The organism is Gluconobacter cadivus (genome assembly GCF_015244745.1).
GTDB lineage: Bacteria > Pseudomonadota > Alphaproteobacteria > Acetobacterales > Acetobacteraceae > Gluconobacter > Gluconobacter cadivus.
The window spans coordinates 103426-118278 of sequence record NZ_JABCQI010000007.1 but is presented as its reverse complement, the minus strand read 5'-3'; the positions used below and the strand labels follow the sequence as shown (position 1 = coordinate 118278).

Annotated in this window: 13 protein-coding genes; 7 read left to right on the top strand and 6 right to left on the bottom strand. The window is 54.5% G+C overall.

Annotation, left to right across the window (positions count from 1 at the left end):
- Positions 1–5: 5 nt before the first annotated feature.
- The gene (locus HKD28_RS11195) at positions 6–596 is read left to right on the top strand and encodes a polysaccharide biosynthesis/export family protein (protein ID WP_235993430.1); all 591 of its coding nucleotides are present in this window, start codon (positions 6–8) and stop codon (positions 594–596) included.
- 51 nt (positions 597–647) lie between these two features.
- Here the strand turns inward: HKD28_RS11195 and HKD28_RS11190 are convergent, their stop codons facing one another.
- The gene (locus tag HKD28_RS11190; RefSeq protein WP_062031013.1) at positions 648–827 is read right to left on the bottom strand and encodes a hypothetical protein; all 180 of its coding nucleotides are present in this window, start codon (positions 825–827) and stop codon (positions 648–650) included.
- Here HKD28_RS11190 and HKD28_RS11185 point away from each other — a divergent pair.
- The 4 genes from HKD28_RS11185 (at position 826) to HKD28_RS11170 (ending at position 5097) form a co-directional block, all read left to right on the top strand.
- Positions 826–1974, top strand: coding sequence for a glycosyltransferase (locus HKD28_RS11185; RefSeq protein ID WP_194268187.1), 1149 nt, complete (start codon positions 826–828; stop codon positions 1972–1974). The genes HKD28_RS11190 and HKD28_RS11185 overlap by 2 nt on opposite strands.
- A gap of 85 nt (positions 1975–2059) precedes the next feature.
- Positions 2060–3379 (top strand): O-antigen ligase family protein, encoded by a 1320-nt coding sequence (locus tag HKD28_RS11180; protein ID WP_194268186.1) that lies wholly within the window; start codon positions 2060–2062, stop codon positions 3377–3379.
- Complete coding sequence (locus HKD28_RS15765) at positions 3372–3998, top strand: phosphatase PAP2 family protein (protein WP_194268185.1); 627 nt, start codon at positions 3372–3374, stop codon at positions 3996–3998. The genes HKD28_RS11180 and HKD28_RS15765 overlap by 8 nt, the downstream gene beginning before the upstream one ends.
- A 31-nt stretch (positions 3999–4029) precedes the next feature.
- On the top strand, positions 4030–5097 hold the full coding sequence (locus tag HKD28_RS11170) for a tetratricopeptide repeat protein (protein WP_194268184.1): 1068 nt from the start codon (positions 4030–4032) through the stop codon (positions 5095–5097).
- Between the two features lie 46 nt (positions 5098–5143).
- Here HKD28_RS11170 and HKD28_RS16015 read toward each other — a convergent pair whose 3' ends face one another.
- On the bottom strand, positions 5144–6679 hold the full coding sequence (locus HKD28_RS16015) for an oligosaccharide flippase family protein (protein ID WP_328750308.1): 1536 nt from the start codon (positions 6677–6679) through the stop codon (positions 5144–5146).
- 847 nt (positions 6680–7526) lie between these two features.
- On the opposite strand from HKD28_RS16015, the gene HKD28_RS11160 reads away from it, so the two are divergent.
- Entirely contained in the window at positions 7527–8810 is a 1284-nt protein-coding gene (locus tag HKD28_RS11160) for a hypothetical protein (protein ID WP_194262507.1), read from the top strand.
- A 118-nt stretch (positions 8811–8928) separates the two neighbouring features.
- A complete protein-coding gene (locus HKD28_RS11155) occupies positions 8929–10074 on the top strand; it encodes an acyltransferase family protein (protein ID WP_194268182.1) in 1146 nt (381 codons plus the stop codon).
- A gap of 55 nt (positions 10075–10129) precedes the next feature.
- On the opposite strand, the gene ppk2 is transcribed toward HKD28_RS11155, so the two are convergent.
- The 4 genes from ppk2 to HKD28_RS11135 form a co-directional block, all read right to left on the bottom strand.
- Entirely contained in the window at positions 10130–11047 is a 918-nt protein-coding gene (gene ppk2, locus HKD28_RS11150; RefSeq protein WP_099287011.1) for a polyphosphate kinase 2, read from the bottom strand.
- A 101-nt stretch (positions 11048–11148) separates the two neighbouring features.
- Positions 11149–12606 carry a carbohydrate porin gene (locus HKD28_RS11145; RefSeq protein ID WP_235993429.1) on the bottom strand — a complete coding sequence of 486 codons (1458 nt, stop codon included), beginning with the start codon at positions 12604–12606 and terminating at the stop codon, positions 11149–11151.
- 210 nt (positions 12607–12816) lie between these two features.
- Positions 12817–13806, bottom strand: a complete 990-nt coding sequence (gene pstS, locus HKD28_RS11140; protein ID WP_194268279.1) for a phosphate ABC transporter substrate-binding protein PstS — start codon at positions 13804–13806, stop codon at positions 12817–12819.
- 76 nt (positions 13807–13882) lie between these two features.
- Positions 13883–14812 carry a Dyp-type peroxidase gene (locus HKD28_RS11135; RefSeq protein ID WP_194268181.1) on the bottom strand — a complete coding sequence of 310 codons (930 nt, stop codon included), beginning with the start codon at positions 14810–14812 and terminating at the stop codon, positions 13883–13885.
- Between the last annotated feature and the right edge of the window lie 41 nt (positions 14813–14853).

Below are 14853 nucleotides of genomic sequence, written 5' to 3'. Positions count from 1 at the left end.
TCATCATGACAGAAATCTCCCGAATGTCGCTGTTACAGAGTGTGCGGAAATATATCCTTTTTCCCATATCGGGCATTGCTCTGGCGGCCTGTAGCCCGGGTGCCGGTCTGTCGCCGGTTCCTGTCTACGACCCAGTGCAGTATCGTCTTGGAACCGATGACGAGGTGCGTCTGATAACCTACGGGCAGGATCAGCTGACCTCTGATTTTCGAATCGACAGTGCAGGCAATATTGATATCCCGTTGCTCGGGAACGTTCACGCGTCGGGTCTGACGACAGAACAGCTTGGCCAACAGGTTACAGCGGCTCTGCGACAGAAAGCCATTCTCCGGGATGCGAAGATTGCGGTTCAGGTTACGGCCTACCGTTTGATTTCAATAATCGGCGAAGTCGAACATCCGGGGCAATATGCGTATCAGCCGGGCATGACGATGCTTTCCGCTGTCGCTGCGGCTGGTGGGTTCACTTACCGGTCGTGGGAGCGATATGCCTACACAATCCGCCAAGAGGGAAATTATACGGTCGCCGGACTGCTTTATCCTCAGAATTTCGTAAAGCCGGGGGATGTCATCAAGGTCTATGAACGGCATTTCTGATGCCGGGCGTCGCAGGCTCTTACTGGGTTGTTACTCTCAAGTGGCAACAGCTCAGGAAAAGAGCCAGTAACCGCCAGCGATCCAGATGAATGTTCCCAGAAACGCCGCAAGTCCAATTCCGCTGCCAGCGATGGGCGATGTATCTTCCACCGAAGCGGGTTTCGTTGAATGAGTGCAGGCACCTGTCATTGACTGGCGTTCGATGGCAGCAGAATGAGAAAAAAGAGACATGGAATCCATCCGAGTTGCGATCGTACATGAATGGCTTGAAAACTGGGCCGGCTCCGAGCTTGTCATTGAGCAATTAATTAAGTGTTACCCGGATGCAAAAATCTTTGCCGTGGTGGATTTTTTGTCTCCAAAAGACCGGGCGCGGCTCGGTGGCCGTAAAATCCAGACGTCATTCATTCAGAAACTGCCCTTCGCACGTCGCCTTTTCAGGCATTATCTTGGTCTGATGCCGCTTGCCGTGGAGCAGTGGGATCTCAGTGAATTCGATATCGTCATCTCCAGTCATCACGCAGTGGCAAAGGGCGTCATTACAGGCCCTGATCAGTTGCATGTGTCTTATGTGCACTCGCCGATGCGGTATGCGTGGGATTTCCAGAACACCTATCTTCGCCAGAGTGGATTGAATCGTGGCTTGCGGGGCTTCTATATCCGCTGGCTTTTCCATCGCCTGAGGAACTGGGACGTCCGTGCCGCGGCCGGAGTGGATGCGTTTATCGCCAATTCCAATTATATCGCCCGGCGGATACGAAAGACATGGCGGCGTGAGGCTGCGGTTATTCCGCCTCCCGTTAATCTGGAGCGTTTTTCGGTCGCACAGGTGAAAAAGGACTACTACGTCGTGGTGTCGCGGCTGGTGCCTTACAAGCGGATTGATCTGGTGGTCGAAGCCTTCAGGAACATGCCTGATAAGACACTGATCGTTATTGGCGGTGGTACAGATCTGGAACTTGTTCGGGAAAAGGCCGGAGACGCTCCGAATATCTCGATCAAGGGGCATGTGTCCGATGCCGAACTCCAGTCGACGCTGGGTGGCGCCAAGGCTTTCGTCTATGCGGGCGAAGAAGATTTCGGTATTTCGTTGGTTGAGGCACAGGCAGCAGGAACGCCGGTGATTGCTTATGGCCGCGGGGGAGCCTGCGATATCGTCCAGTCAGGCGTGACAGGTCTTCTTTTTGACACCCAGAGCGCGGAAAGCATCGTCGCAGCTGTTCAGGAGTTCGAAGAGCATGAACAGGATATGACCCCGGAACTGTGTCATCAGAACGCTCTCCGTTTTTCGGAAGAGCTGTTCCGCTCACGCTTCACATCCTTTGTCGAACAGCAATGGCGAGACTTCATGCCATCCCGGCCGAACGACAGGGTCTGATATGCCTCTGACCGCGATGGGGCTGATTTTCTGGCCCCTCAGCTTCATTTTCTTCTTTAGGAAAGATCCGCAGCGTCTCTTGGAATTGACCCTCATAGGAGGAATCTTTCAGGCGGCAGCGGTTCTGGTCATGGGAGGGCTTGGCCTGCAGCCGACAATGGCTCCGGGCATGCTCTTCATTGCGTTCATGGGTCTTCAGTTCATGCTGGGGGTCAAGTTCCCCGCGGTTGGACCGACCCTCAAATTTTGCGTGCCGCTTTTTATCTCGTTTTTCTGGGCGCTCCTTGGTTCCATTCTGCTGCCCCGTCTGTTTGAAGGGGTTGTGCTAGTTTGGCCCCAGAAAATGGACGACGTAGCCGCCCGTGTTCCGCTTGCGCCCACGCGCGGGAACATGACCCAGGATTGTTATCTGGTTTTAGATCTTGTCATGTTTGTCATGACTGTTTTTTTTCTGACCCGGCGTGAGGCTGATCCACGTCGGCTTTACAATGCCTATCTCCTGGGAGCCGCTCTGGCGTGTGGGATCGGTTTCTGGGAGATGGCGCACCGTCTGGTTGGAAGTATTCCGTTTCCGAAAGAACTTTTCTACTCCAATCCAGGCTGGGCCGTGCTCGATGGGCAGATGAGCGGCCCGGTGCCGCGCATCAATGCAACCTTCACCGAACCTTCATCCTGTGCGACATTTCTCACAGGGACGCTTTATTCAACCGTATGGTCCACTCTGAGAGGGTATGGAAACTGGGCGACACGGTTAATGATTTTCATGAGTACCCTGTGTCTGCTGATGACGACGTCGACGACGGGATATGTCGCCATGCTGGCTGGATTGGTCCTGTTGATCGTTTACGCCGTATTAAGTCGTGAGAGGCGATTGTTCCGACGTCTGATGATGTTCATTGCAGGCGGAATAGTGTGCATGGGGGTGACGACATTGGCTCTGACGGCTTTTGCGCCTGATGTTGTAAAAGCGGCGTCGGTAGTCATGCTGGAAACTCAGGACAAGAAACAGTCGGCTTCTTATGAGGAGCGGACCCAGAAGGACGCTGATTCGTACCAACTTGCATTTGACACCTATGGCCTTGGGACCGGTTGGGGCAGTGACCGTTCCTCCAGTCTTCTTCCGGGCTTTCTGGCTACGATAGGCGTTGTAGGTGTTCTGATTCTGGTGATCTGGAATGGAAGCCTGTTTCTGAAAATCTATCGCACGATCAAGGCGGCAGCGGGTGAACGATCGCTTGATGCATGGATGATCGAGGCAACATTTACTGCCCTGCTCGGGCGAACGGTGGCGACCCTGATTTCAGGGCCAGTTCTGGGAACGATGGATTTTTATGTGATGCTGGCCATGCTGGTATCATCGTTGATTCGCCTTCAGACCAAAGCGGGAAAGCGGGTGCGTGCCTGACGGCCTCATAAGTTTTATCGGGTTTTTTAGCGACTTCGGAGACGAAAATATCCTGTGGCCGGTGATGGCCCTGACTGGTCTTCTGTTGATTGTGCAGGCGCGGCGGAAAATATTTTTCCAATGGCTGGCTCTGGTGATCGTGGTGTTTGGCGGAATGCTGGTGCTTAAACTGGAGTTTGAAGCATGCGGCCGGATTCCGGGCCAGAATCTTTACAGCCCGAGCGGGCATACAGCAGGTACGACGTTTGTCTATGGCAGCATGATTGTGTTGTTTGGCAGGCTGCCGATCGCGGGTTTTGTGGGGGCTCTGGCGATTGCACTGCTCGCTGGCGCTGCACGTGTCTGGTTGCATGTCCATTCCGTTGCCGAGGTGTGTGTGGGGGGCGCTTTGGGAATGCTGGGCGTTCTGTTGCTGACGTTTGCACGCTATCGGGAAATACAGACATCCTCGAAACAAAAAAAGCCTGATTGGTCTGTTGTAGTGCTTCTTGTGGGCGTTCTGGTTGTGGCTTTGTCACTGCATGGTCTGAGGTCTCCAGCGGAAGTATGGCTTGAATATTTTTCTCACCGGTTTGTTGCGCCATTCAGGCACTGTCCTGTAACACTCTCCACAACCTGACCTTATATTTCTTCAAGTCTGGAAAAGTCCCATGAGTAAACTCGGATTCCCGTTATTTCTCCGGCCCGAGGCAAAGCTGCAAAATGCGAAGAGACTGCTGGAGCATGGAAAGGCCAGGCAGGGACTCAGACAGCTTCATACTTTGGCGACGTCAGGAAATGAGGAGGCTCAGTTTGTTCTGGGAGAGCTTTATCTGGCGGATAAAGACGTCCCTATAAACCCCGGAGAAGCCCTGCGCTGGTTTCAGAAAGCCGCAGAACATGGTCACGCCCAAGCGTGCCATAAACTGGCACAGTTGTGTTACATGGGATTGGGCCCAGCATCCGTAGATCGCGCGACAGTTTTTGAAAGAATTCCCGAACAGGGAGCGCCTGACTATGAAGGCGCCTTGCACTGGGCGGAGAAAGCCGTTGACGGCGGAGATCCCGACGGTATGGCGATGATGGCTCATCTCCTGATGCAAGGGCCTGACACTCTGCGCGATCCTGAAAGAGGGCGGGAACTTTATCGCAGGGCTGCTGAGGCTGGCAATGTGCAGGGTCTTTATGGCTATGGTCTTGATCTGCTTGGAGCCGCGCAAAATGCCGCGGAGCGCGAGCAAGGTCTATCCTATATCCGCAGGGCCGCGCAGGCTGGTCTTGCGGATGCTGAACTGACTCTCGGAACCGTTTTGGAATATGAGGGCGGAAAAGACGCGCAGGCCTTCGAGCATTTCATGAAAGCTGCTGAAGATGATCGGCCTGCGGCACAGATGAAGGTTGGAATCGCCTATTATCAGGGGCGTGGCGTGGAGCGGGATGTTTCCAAAGCCGAGACGTGGTTGCGCAAAGCCGCACAGGGTGGAGAAGTTGAAGCGATTGCGTTGGTCGGAGATATCAATCTTCAGGGCGATGGTGTTAGTCCCAATTTTCCTGAGGCCCATTCCTGGTATCGCAGCGCCGCAGAATCCGGACACGCGGGGGCTGCGGTAACACTGGCCCAACTGGTCTATAATGGAATGGGATGTGCTGCTGATCCCGCAGAGGCGAAAAGGCTTCTGCATTTAGCAGCATCGCGAGGAAACGCTGCTGCGAAAGAATTGCTGCAACGTTTCGGGTAGGAAAAACTGACAGGGATGAATGCCTGTCTGGCAGACAGCGTGCCTGTCAAAGCGCGACGCGGTTTTTCCTCAGCTTTGACATGCATAGTCCAACGACCCTGGCTTCTACCGATCCAGGTTTTTTTCCGGTCATAGACCAGAGTGCGAGCAGTGCAAGAACATAAGCCATGAGGCCAGCGCTGCCGAGAATGAAGAGTTTTATAATGCCGGGCCATGAAGCCGGCAGGAGATACCATTTAATGCTTTCTATACTGAGCCATGACACAATGCCGGCCAGGCAGGTCCGCCAGTTCTGAAAGAAGACTTCGCCATAAGAGACTTTGATCAGGGTTTTTGTGGTCGAGAGATAGATAAGCATCATGATGAATGCGACGCAGATGCGTCCCCAGCATGCTCCCAGCGCTCCGAATAAATAGGACGCTCCTGTGACGATAGGGATCTTGAAGGCAAATTCCAGAGAATTAAGGCGCATGTAAAGGTGGTTTTTCTTGAAAGCCATGACCAGTGCTGAAATGCCTTCTGCCAATCCTGCAAGGATCGGTGGAATGGCGAGCAGGGAAATATAGGTGATGGATTTTTCCCACTTTGCCCCCAGAATCGTGTGGACGATCTCCCCTGAAAGCGCAGACATTTCAATAAAAATAGGAAGAATGATCATGAACACACTGGCGTTCGACAACTGGTAGAGATTTCTGAAGTGATCCATGTTGTCCCGCCGCGCCACAAGGGCAGAAAGCAGGGGGCGACTGAGAGGCGCGATAATGGCCTGTGACGGAATCCCCACCAGATCGCTCGCGATCGAAAAGGCTCCCAAGGTTTGCGGAGGAACCATGCGTCCCAGAATAAGGCGGTCATATTGCCAGTTGATGGCGCTGATGATCTGGCCTCCACTGCTCCAGCCAAGAAAATTTCTGAAATCGCTCCATCGCGATAGCGTAAAGCGTGGTCTGTATGGAGAGATCACATAAGAAACGATCATCCCAAAAGCAGTATTTGTAATCGTTGCGGCTGCAACAGCCCAGTAGGAGCGCGTTGTCACGGCCACAATAACCGCAACGGTCATAGAACCAAATTTTCCGAGAAAATCGATGATACATTCGCGCGTAAAATCGAGACGCTTTGTGTAAAGCGTCAGGGTCGGACTCCACATTCCGCGCAGGGCAGGAGCCAGACTAAGCGCCATGAGCAGCGGAAACAGCCGGGAGTCGTGGTATATAATGGAAAATGGGAGGGAAATGACGAAGATAATAATACAAATAATGGTGCCGCGCAGGAAGCTGAGCGTGAATGATGTGTCGAGATGATCTTTGTCTATGGTCTCCAGAACAACGAGCGCCTGAGATAAGGGAAGTTCGAAAATGGCTTCCGTAAGATAAATGACGGACATGGCCAGAGACACGACGCCAAAATCTGCCGGCAGCAGAAGGTGGGTCAGAACAACAAGCGACACAAAATCCAGGAGACGACCTGACAGCTTGGCCCCGAGCAGAAGTGCCGCACCGCGTGCGGCTTTTGCGCCGACGTTCGTAAATGTTTCCTGCTCCGGGATCGGGGCATTTTCCGGTTCGAGGCTATTAGTCACGAGAGTGCGTCAACCCTTCAGCGCTATCATTCTGGTTATGGATGCCTCCAGTCCAGGAGATGTTCAAGTTCTAAGATTATTTCTTTTGAGACGTTTGTTCCATGCCGTGAAAATAAAATTATCATCATTCGTCTTTGCGTTTTGCCGAATTATTTTGGTTTGTCACCCGCCTTTCATGCTGTTGCCTACAAAAACCCTCTCCTAAAATGTTTTGATGTTATTTCGGGAGGGCAGCGCCATGACCTCAAAATTGCTGACGAGGGTGGAAAGACCTGCGCGCGGATGCAGGTTACCCAATGCAGTCAGATTGGATTGTGGAAGATCAAGGTTCCGATCTGCTCATTCTTTCCAGTGCAGGGCATAGCGCTAGCATATTTGCCTACCAACCCGATTCCCGGTCCATATTAATGGTTTGTTCGGAGCCAAGGCCATCGGCGGCATGGGCGTCTCGTTGAGAGAATGACAATGCTCCGTTGATTTTCCGTATATTTTTCATCGATGCTCAAAAATTAAGCATTTGTTCTAATAGGGCAAAATTAATCACACTTTAACTATTGGGAATATCTGCCGAAGATATTTGGCTTTTTTGACGAAAAGTCTGGATTGGATTTTTTTTGTTGGGCCCTTTCCGCTGGAAAGGCCCTCTTAGTTGCGCATATTTCGGCCTTGAGGGCGATGTTGATAACAAAAAAACTCATTAACGTCTTATTAATGAGAAAAGATTTTTCGGATGTGCGAGTAAGTGCACATTATTCGATCCAAAAGTGCGCTAACTCAATAATTGAGCGCCTTGGGATTGATTGTAATATTTTCGGGACTGCTCCCGATAGTACAGGATAACTGCGACATGGCTTCGACTTATTGGACCGGCGGCACTAGCGGCGATTTTTATAATGTCACGAACTGGTCGACGGGTGAGTCTCCGACCACGTATCATGACGTTTCCATTTTCGGTACGAGCGCTACTGTCACGGCAGAAGCTGTCGCGAGCACGGTCAGTGCAACGCCGGTTCCCAGCCTGACAATCGGTGGATACGGCACACTCGACATCACGGCAACGTCCTGCCAGTCCAGCGAAAGCTCTCCTGTCTTCTCGACCAGTGCTTTCCAGGTGTTCCAGTACGGCACGATCGTGATCGATACGCCGTCTGCAGTTCAGCTTGGCGACATCAACGTCATGAACGGCACTCTCACCATCGAAAACAACCGTAGCAACGTTTTCATGGGCGCGGGTTCTCGTCTGAATGGCGGCGGTACGCTGAATCTGGTTGATTCCACGTTTGGTAGCCAGACAGCCAGCATCAACGTCGAAAATTCGATGCACATCACGCTCTCTGGCAACAGCACGATGTACACGGGTTTTCTGACGACGGGTGTCTCTGTTGCATTCGACTCAAAGTCGAGCGAGCAGTTTTTCCTCAATGGTTCGGACGGAACGGTCGACACCAAGTTCTCGGGTGTTTCTTCCAAAACCCAGTTCGGCATCACAGCCAATACGGGCGAGACCCCGCTCTCAGCATCGTACGTCAAGAACACGGACGGTAGCTACAGCCTCGTTGTGCAGGAAAGCGATAACCACACGCTGACCCTGAACAGTGTCACGATGGCTTCCGGATATACTCCGGGCACCCTCGCGATTACTCAGGATAAGAGCGGTAATTATCTTATTTCTGATACGTCCGCGAACAGTGGCAACTCGGGCAACCATTGTGGTGGGCACGGTGGCCACTGGGGTCATCATGATGGAAACTCGAGCGGTCATTCCGGTTGGAACGGCCACGACGGTCACTCGGGATCGAACGGTCATAATGGCTCCAGCACGGGTTGTGGCGGCCATGGCGCGAGCTGGGGCTGGGGTTGGGGATCGGGTGGCTGTGACTACTCCTCTTCCATCAAGCAGATCATTGCGTCCTGGAGCAATGCTTTCTCGTCCTGCAAGGGTTGGCAGTCGAGCAGCTGTGGCAGCAGCAACTGGTTTGGTGGCAACTCCGCCCAGTCCGGTAGCGGCTGGAGCTCTTCTTTCAACTGGGGCCAGCAGAGCGGTTCACACGGCTGCTTCTCGTCATCGGGACAGTCTTCGTCGCATTCCCAGGCATCTGTGATCCACAACACGTCTCACTGGGGCTGCTAATCGCTCTGGCGATTAGTCTGTTCCGGGATTGAAGAAGAAGCACCTGGAAACGGGTGCTTCTTTTTTTGTTTCCAGTATGAATGTTGGAAAATAAACCGTTTCAGGAACAACAAACAGAATGTCTGACAGGACGCACGAGCCCACCGGTTTGAGTAGCTCTTCGGCGGATCATATCCCGTCTCTGCAATCACTGCGGGGAATTGCGTCCATAACCGTATTGTTGCGTCATTATGTGCGTTGCTTTCCTGGAGGCGAAACTTTCTGGCTGGCATACCAGAATATCTTTCTGAATTCGCAGGCGGCCGTTGTTGTATTTTTTGTTCTGAGCGGCTTCGTCCTGTCTCCGTCTCTTTTCAGAAAGTCCATAAGCGTGAGTGGGCTTGCCGGATTTTACGTCCGGCGCTTTTTCCGCATTGTTCCGTTGCTTGCAGTCGTAACGGCTTTATCGCTTATTTATGTAAAGTCGTCTTTTTCGACCTGGGACGTGCCATTTACCAATTCTTGGTTTGCCGGGTTGCTTCCGCATGGCGTGCCGTTATCGGCCTCGATCCTGGCCAGATGTTTTGTTGGCATGAATAGTGCTCTCGTTCCCCAGAACTGGACGATCGCCTGCGAATTACTGGTGGCATTGATATTGCCATTCTTGGTCAAAGCCTGCACAGGACGTTTCTGGCTTGCTGCACTGACATTCGTCATTGCGGCGGTATTATCGTTTATTGCTGCCGATGGTGGCGGGAAAAGTCTTCCTGTAGTTTACGCGGTCGATTTTGTTGTCGGAATTCTGACCTTCAGGATTTTACAGGCTCATGAGAAACGATATTCCGACCTGTTTTTCTATGCGGCGGTGATCGGACTTGTTGGGGCCTGGAAGATAGTGGAGGTGGTGACAGGCCAGGTTGATCCGCCATTCAACGATCCGTTCCGCAGTCTTGTCGAAGCCATTTTTGCTGCTGTCATCATTTATGGCCTTGCGACAAAGAGCCATATGTCCCGGCTTCTTTCGGTGCGCTGGCTGGTTTGGCTTGGAGATATTTCCTTTGGAATATATCTCGTCCATTTTCTGGTTATCGTCATTGTTGCGCGGTTGATGACGTCTTTCCTGCTTCCGTACTCGCTTCCTGTACAGGCTTTCCTGATGCTTGTTCCGGTTCTCGCAATATCCTTGGTAGCGTCGTATTTTTCCTTTCGTTTCATTGAAATCCCATTCAATGACTTTGGAAAAAGCCTTCAACGTCGCGTCAGGACCGCTCTTCCCCGGGGATGACTGATTGAAATCAGGCGTCTTCTCCTCCCGTCAGAGGGAGGAGAAGACGTGGTTTTCAGTAGCGTTCGGGAACGAGCATGGTCTCGGGTGTGGGTTCGCGCTCATAATCCGGATGGAAGACCCGCTCCGGCAGCACAACTTCTGTGCGGCTGACGGGTTCGTAGGGCACAAGTGACAGGAAATGGGCGATGCAGTTCAGGCGCGCGCGTTTCTTGTCCACGGCGGGAACGACCCACCAGGGTGCTTCGGGGATGCTGGAGCGTTCCAGCATGACTTCCTTGGCTAGCGTGTAATTTTCCCAACGCCGACGGCTTTCAAGATCCATCGGGCTGAGTTTCCACTGCTTCAGCGGGTCTTCGATCCGGGCGCGGAAGCGGGATTCCTGCTCTTCATCCGTGATCGAAAACCAGAACTTGATGACCCGGATTCCGCTGCGGACCAGCATGCGTTCAAATTCGGGAACGGAGCGGAAGAATTCTTCATAGTCTTCGTCCGTGCAGAACCCCATGACACGCTCAACGCCGGCACGGTTGTACCAACTGCGATCAAAGAGAACGATTTCACCTGCGGCCGGAAGATGGGCCACATAGCGCTGGAAATACCACTGCGTGCGTTCGCGGTCATTTGGCGCCGGAAGGGCGGCGACGCGGCAGATCCGGGGATTCAGACGCTGGGTGATGCGCTTGATTGCGCCCCCTTTGCCCGCAGCGTCCCGGCCTTCAAAGAGGACGACAATCCGCTCGCCACTGGCCTTGACCCAGTCCTGCAGCTTGATGAGCTCGCCCTGAAGGCGGATCAGTTCGCGGAAATAAGTGCGGCGGAATTCACGGTCCGCAGGATCGAGACCTTCGCCTTCATTTTCTTCCAGAGAAAGCTCGAATTCTTCATCCAGGTCATCGATGATTTCGTAGCGCATGCGCGCCCGAGCCTGTTCGTCTGGCGAGAGACCGCCGAAATCGTTGTCCTGCGTCATGAATAGTTTCCTTTGTCACCGGCTTTACAGGCCGTGAACAGAACCTTACCGGGCAAAGCGGAACCGAAGTTTGAAACTTAATTGAAATCATAAAACCGGTTTTAGAAGGACGTGGTCATGTTCAGACCCAGAACGGCTCCTCGTGATGCGGATGAGGCGCCTTTTACCGGTTCCTGACCGCCCAGATTCCAGAAATACTGAAAATCCGGTTGGAGGGTGACGTAATCGCGGATCGGAACCTGCCAGGTCAGTTCGATATGGTTTTCCGGCACCAGAAGTCTGGCCGAACTGTCTGAAAGACGAATAACATCCCGTGCGTTTTCCTTGGCGCGATGGCTGAAAAATCCTGTTCCCCAGCCGATTCCGATCACGTCATTGGGGCGGGAAGGGACAAAGCCCTGAAAGGTCAGTCCGGCCTCCACCTCGGCGGTAAGACGGTTTCGGGTGCCACTGGCCATGGTGGCGCGTACGAAAGTGTTGATGGCCTTGACCGGATCGCCCATCGTTCGCCAGAGCGCCTGATCAAACACGACATAACCCAGCCAGGTTCCGGAATGGTAAAAGGGCGTACCGGTGCTGTCCGGACTTCCCAGAAGGCCACCCTGATTGTCGAAACGCGGGTCTGGAAAGCGGCCTGTATCGTACAGTCCGCCAATTTTCCATGTTCCCGGAAGGGCAGGGGCATCCTTTCCCGAAAGGCTTTGTGCTGCATCGACCCAGAACTGGGCCTCTCCCATAAAAAGAGTGCCGCCCTTTGTGGAAAAGGTCGTCCCTGACGGGTCGATCCGTGTCGGACTGAGGGTGCTGTAGAAAGGGCCTCGGGTCGGATTGTCGTCCGTGATGGCGAGCATGAGGACGAGCGGGTAGGCGGGAGACCATTTGATCCGTGTTCCGACGGCGGAAAACGGCCATGAAGGGCCGCCCGAATAGAGATTGCTGGATGTCGAGAGTGGCCAGCCGAAACTGGCATTCAGGAACAGGGACGCGTTCTGGCTGACCAGAAACTCGGTGTCCAGATCGATCGTTCCGACGCGAATATCCAGCCGGTTTCCAAAAAATCCCTGCCCGTACCAGAGTTCAAACAGGCGGGTCGTCCGACCGGCATCGTAACCACTGACCGGATTGAGGGAGCCAAGGCGTTCTCCGGCCAGAGACCGTCCCCGGACCTGAATGGCGCTGATATTGAACAGCCCGTCATGCCATCCGAAGGCCCGACGTGTTTCCAGCAGAAGCGTTACGGCCGTCATGCCGTCATAGGTCGGACCGGGGTGCAGGCCGCCGGAGGCGAGACCCCAGACTTCCTCGACATCCTGAAGATTGAACCGGATCCCTTTTCGTCCCAGCCATGATCGTGCGCCGCCGACATCCCCGAGAAGTTCGGTTCCCGTATCTTCAGGGGGCAAAACAAAACCCGGTGCCGGGGAGGGCAGGGGAACGCCTGATGGCAGCACATCGGTGACGAGCGGCGCTGTTGCCGCCTGTGCGGTTCCGATCAGGAAAACCAGAGCAAAATATCGGCCTGTCAGCCGCAGAAGCGAAGGAGAATGTCCTTCGGACATGCCGGTATCCCGTCAGATGGAGGCGGACAGGAACAGCGGTGGGAAAACCGGATCTAGTGCTCCCGCAGGGCTGGAGACGTGTGGAGATCGGCAATGACCCGGAACACGGTCTGGCAAGACGGCTCCCCTTCCCTGAGGGCATGGACTGTCCGGACCATTCACAGGACGGGGAGAGGGAAGTGAAGTGAAGTTATTATGACGTGGCAGAGTTCAGGGCCAGCCGGACAGGACCCTGTCTTTCACGCTCGTGGGCAGCGGTACGTAATCCAGATCCCGCGTTACGTCATCGCCCTGTTTCAGGCCATATCTGAAAAATGTTTTTGTGGCGGCGGCTGCCGTCCTGTCTGTCGGATGGGCAGGCACGAGAACGAAGGTTGCGCTCATGATCGGCCAGGCCTGCGGCGCCGGGGCCTGAAGAAGATTCACGGCGTAATGGTCCGCGTGCGCCCAGTCCGCGCTGGTGGCGGCACTGGTGAAAGACGCTTTTTCCGGCGCAACGAACTGCCCTGCATGGTTTTTCAGCCGGACGGTATTGAGCCTGTTCTGACGCGCGAACGCATATTCCACAAAGCCGATGCCCCCGATGGATTGACGCACGCTGGCTGCGACCCCGTCATTGCCCCGCGCTTCCGGTCCATCCCCCCACATTCCGGCTTTCCAGTCGGGCGCGATGTCATGCAGATAATCCGCGAAAACATGGTTGGTGCCCGAGGCTTCCTCGCGGTGGATAGGAAGCACATCCAGATCCGGCAGGCGCAGGCCGGGGTTCAGGGCCCGGAGACGTGGATCGGCCCATGTTGTGATCGTGCCGTCAAACAGCGCAGCGAGTGTTGGTCCGTCCAGTTTCATCTGGTTCGAAGCAATGCCGGGGACATTGATAATCACCACAATCGCGCCCAGTGCGGTCGGGAACTGATAGAGGCTGTTTGAGTCTAGCAAGGCGGCCGCGAGAGGAAGATCCGAGGCTCCGAAATCCGCGCCAGAAGTCATGACAAGCTTTTGTCCCGCACCGGAGCCAACGCTTTGATAGGTGAGGGACAGGCCGGTCTGGCGATGAAAACCTTCGCCCCATCCCCGGTAAAGCGGGGCGGCAAAGCTGGATCCGCCGCCGGTGAGGTCAGCGGAATAGGCCGTCGCGCAGAAAAGGACCCCAAGAACGCCCATCACGCAGCGCGCGATCCGCTTGCCCCAGTGATACATGCTCAACCACGCTCCGCTTTATGGCCCGGTTTGTCTATCATTACGGACGAGCGTGTGACCATGCCTCTTCGCATGATCAGGCATCGATATCGTCCAGATAATCGGCAGAGGGAACAAAGAACAGCGAGCCTGTGACGGGACGGCTGTAATCCAGCAGACGGTCATAATTTCCTGCCGGTTTGCCGACGAACATGTTGTGCAGCATTTCCTCCGTGACGGACGGTGAGCGGGCATAGCCGATGAAATAGGTGCCGAACTCGCCCTTGCCCGCCTCGCCGAACGGCATGTTGTCGCGCAGGATATCGACCTGTTTGCCGTTGCGCGTCACAACGTTAAGGGCGTTATGGGCGTAAGCGGGTTTTGTTTTGTCATCGAGTTCGACATTGGACAGCTTTTTGCGGCCGATGATCTTTTCCTGCATCTCGACGGGTAGGGTGTTCCAGGCGTCGAGATCGTGGAAATATTTCTGCGTGATGACGTAGCTTCCGCCTTTGAAAGCCGCGTCTTCGTCGCCGATGATGGCGGCCTCGCAGGCTGCGGCATTTTCAGGGTTTTCCGTGCCGTCCACGAAACCGATCAGGTCCCGGTCGTCGAAATATTTGAAACCGTGGACTTCATCCACAACCGTGCAGACGGCGCGCAGGCGCTCCATGACCAGCTTGGCCATTTCGAAGCACATGTCCATGCGGGTGGCGCGGATATGGAACAGCATGTCGCCGGGTGTGGAAACAGCGTGATGGACGCCTTTGATTTCCTGAAACGAATGCAGTTCCTGTGGACGCGGGCCGGGAAAGAGCCGGTCCCACGCCGTTGATCCGAACCCGAGAACGCAGGAAAGCTGCCCGTTCAGATCCCGGAAGCCGACCGTGCGGCGCAGGCCGGAAAGATCCGCGCAGAGGCTGCGGATGGTCTTTTCCGCATCCGTGCCGGGATTGATGTTCAGGACAAGGAAAATGGCGGCGCGCGTCAGAGGGGCGGCAACGGGCTGGGGCGTGGCGTCGGACATCGGAACAGTCTTTCCATCAGCGTGGCAATATATGTCTGGTT

Coding starts and splice junctions, on each gene's coding strand:
- HKD28_RS11195 (WP_235993430.1), top strand. CDS start 6: ATGACAGAAATCTCCCGAATGTCGCTGTTACAGAGTGTGCGGAAATAT.
- HKD28_RS11185 (WP_194268187.1), top strand. CDS start 826: ATGGAATCCATCCGAGTTGCGATCGTACATGAATGGCTTGAAAACTGG.
- HKD28_RS11190 (WP_062031013.1), bottom strand. CDS start 827: ATGTCTCTTTTTTCTCATTCTGCTGCCATCGAACGCCAGTCAATGACA.
- HKD28_RS11170 (WP_194268184.1), top strand. CDS start 4,030: ATGAGTAAACTCGGATTCCCGTTATTTCTCCGGCCCGAGGCAAAGCTG.
- HKD28_RS11160 (WP_194262507.1), top strand. CDS start 7,527: ATGGCTTCGACTTATTGGACCGGCGGCACTAGCGGCGATTTTTATAAT.
- HKD28_RS11155 (WP_194268182.1), top strand. CDS start 8,929: ATGTCTGACAGGACGCACGAGCCCACCGGTTTGAGTAGCTCTTCGGCG.
- ppk2 (WP_099287011.1), bottom strand. CDS start 11,047: ATGACGCAGGACAACGATTTCGGCGGTCTCTCGCCAGACGAACAGGCT.
- HKD28_RS11145 (WP_235993429.1), bottom strand. CDS start 12,606: ATGTCCGAAGGACATTCTCCTTCGCTTCTGCGGCTGACAGGCCGATAT.
- pstS (WP_194268279.1), bottom strand. CDS start 13,806: ATGTATCACTGGGGCAAGCGGATCGCGCGCTGCGTGATGGGCGTTCTT.
- HKD28_RS11135 (WP_194268181.1), bottom strand. CDS start 14,812: ATGTCCGACGCCACGCCCCAGCCCGTTGCCGCCCCTCTGACGCGCGCC.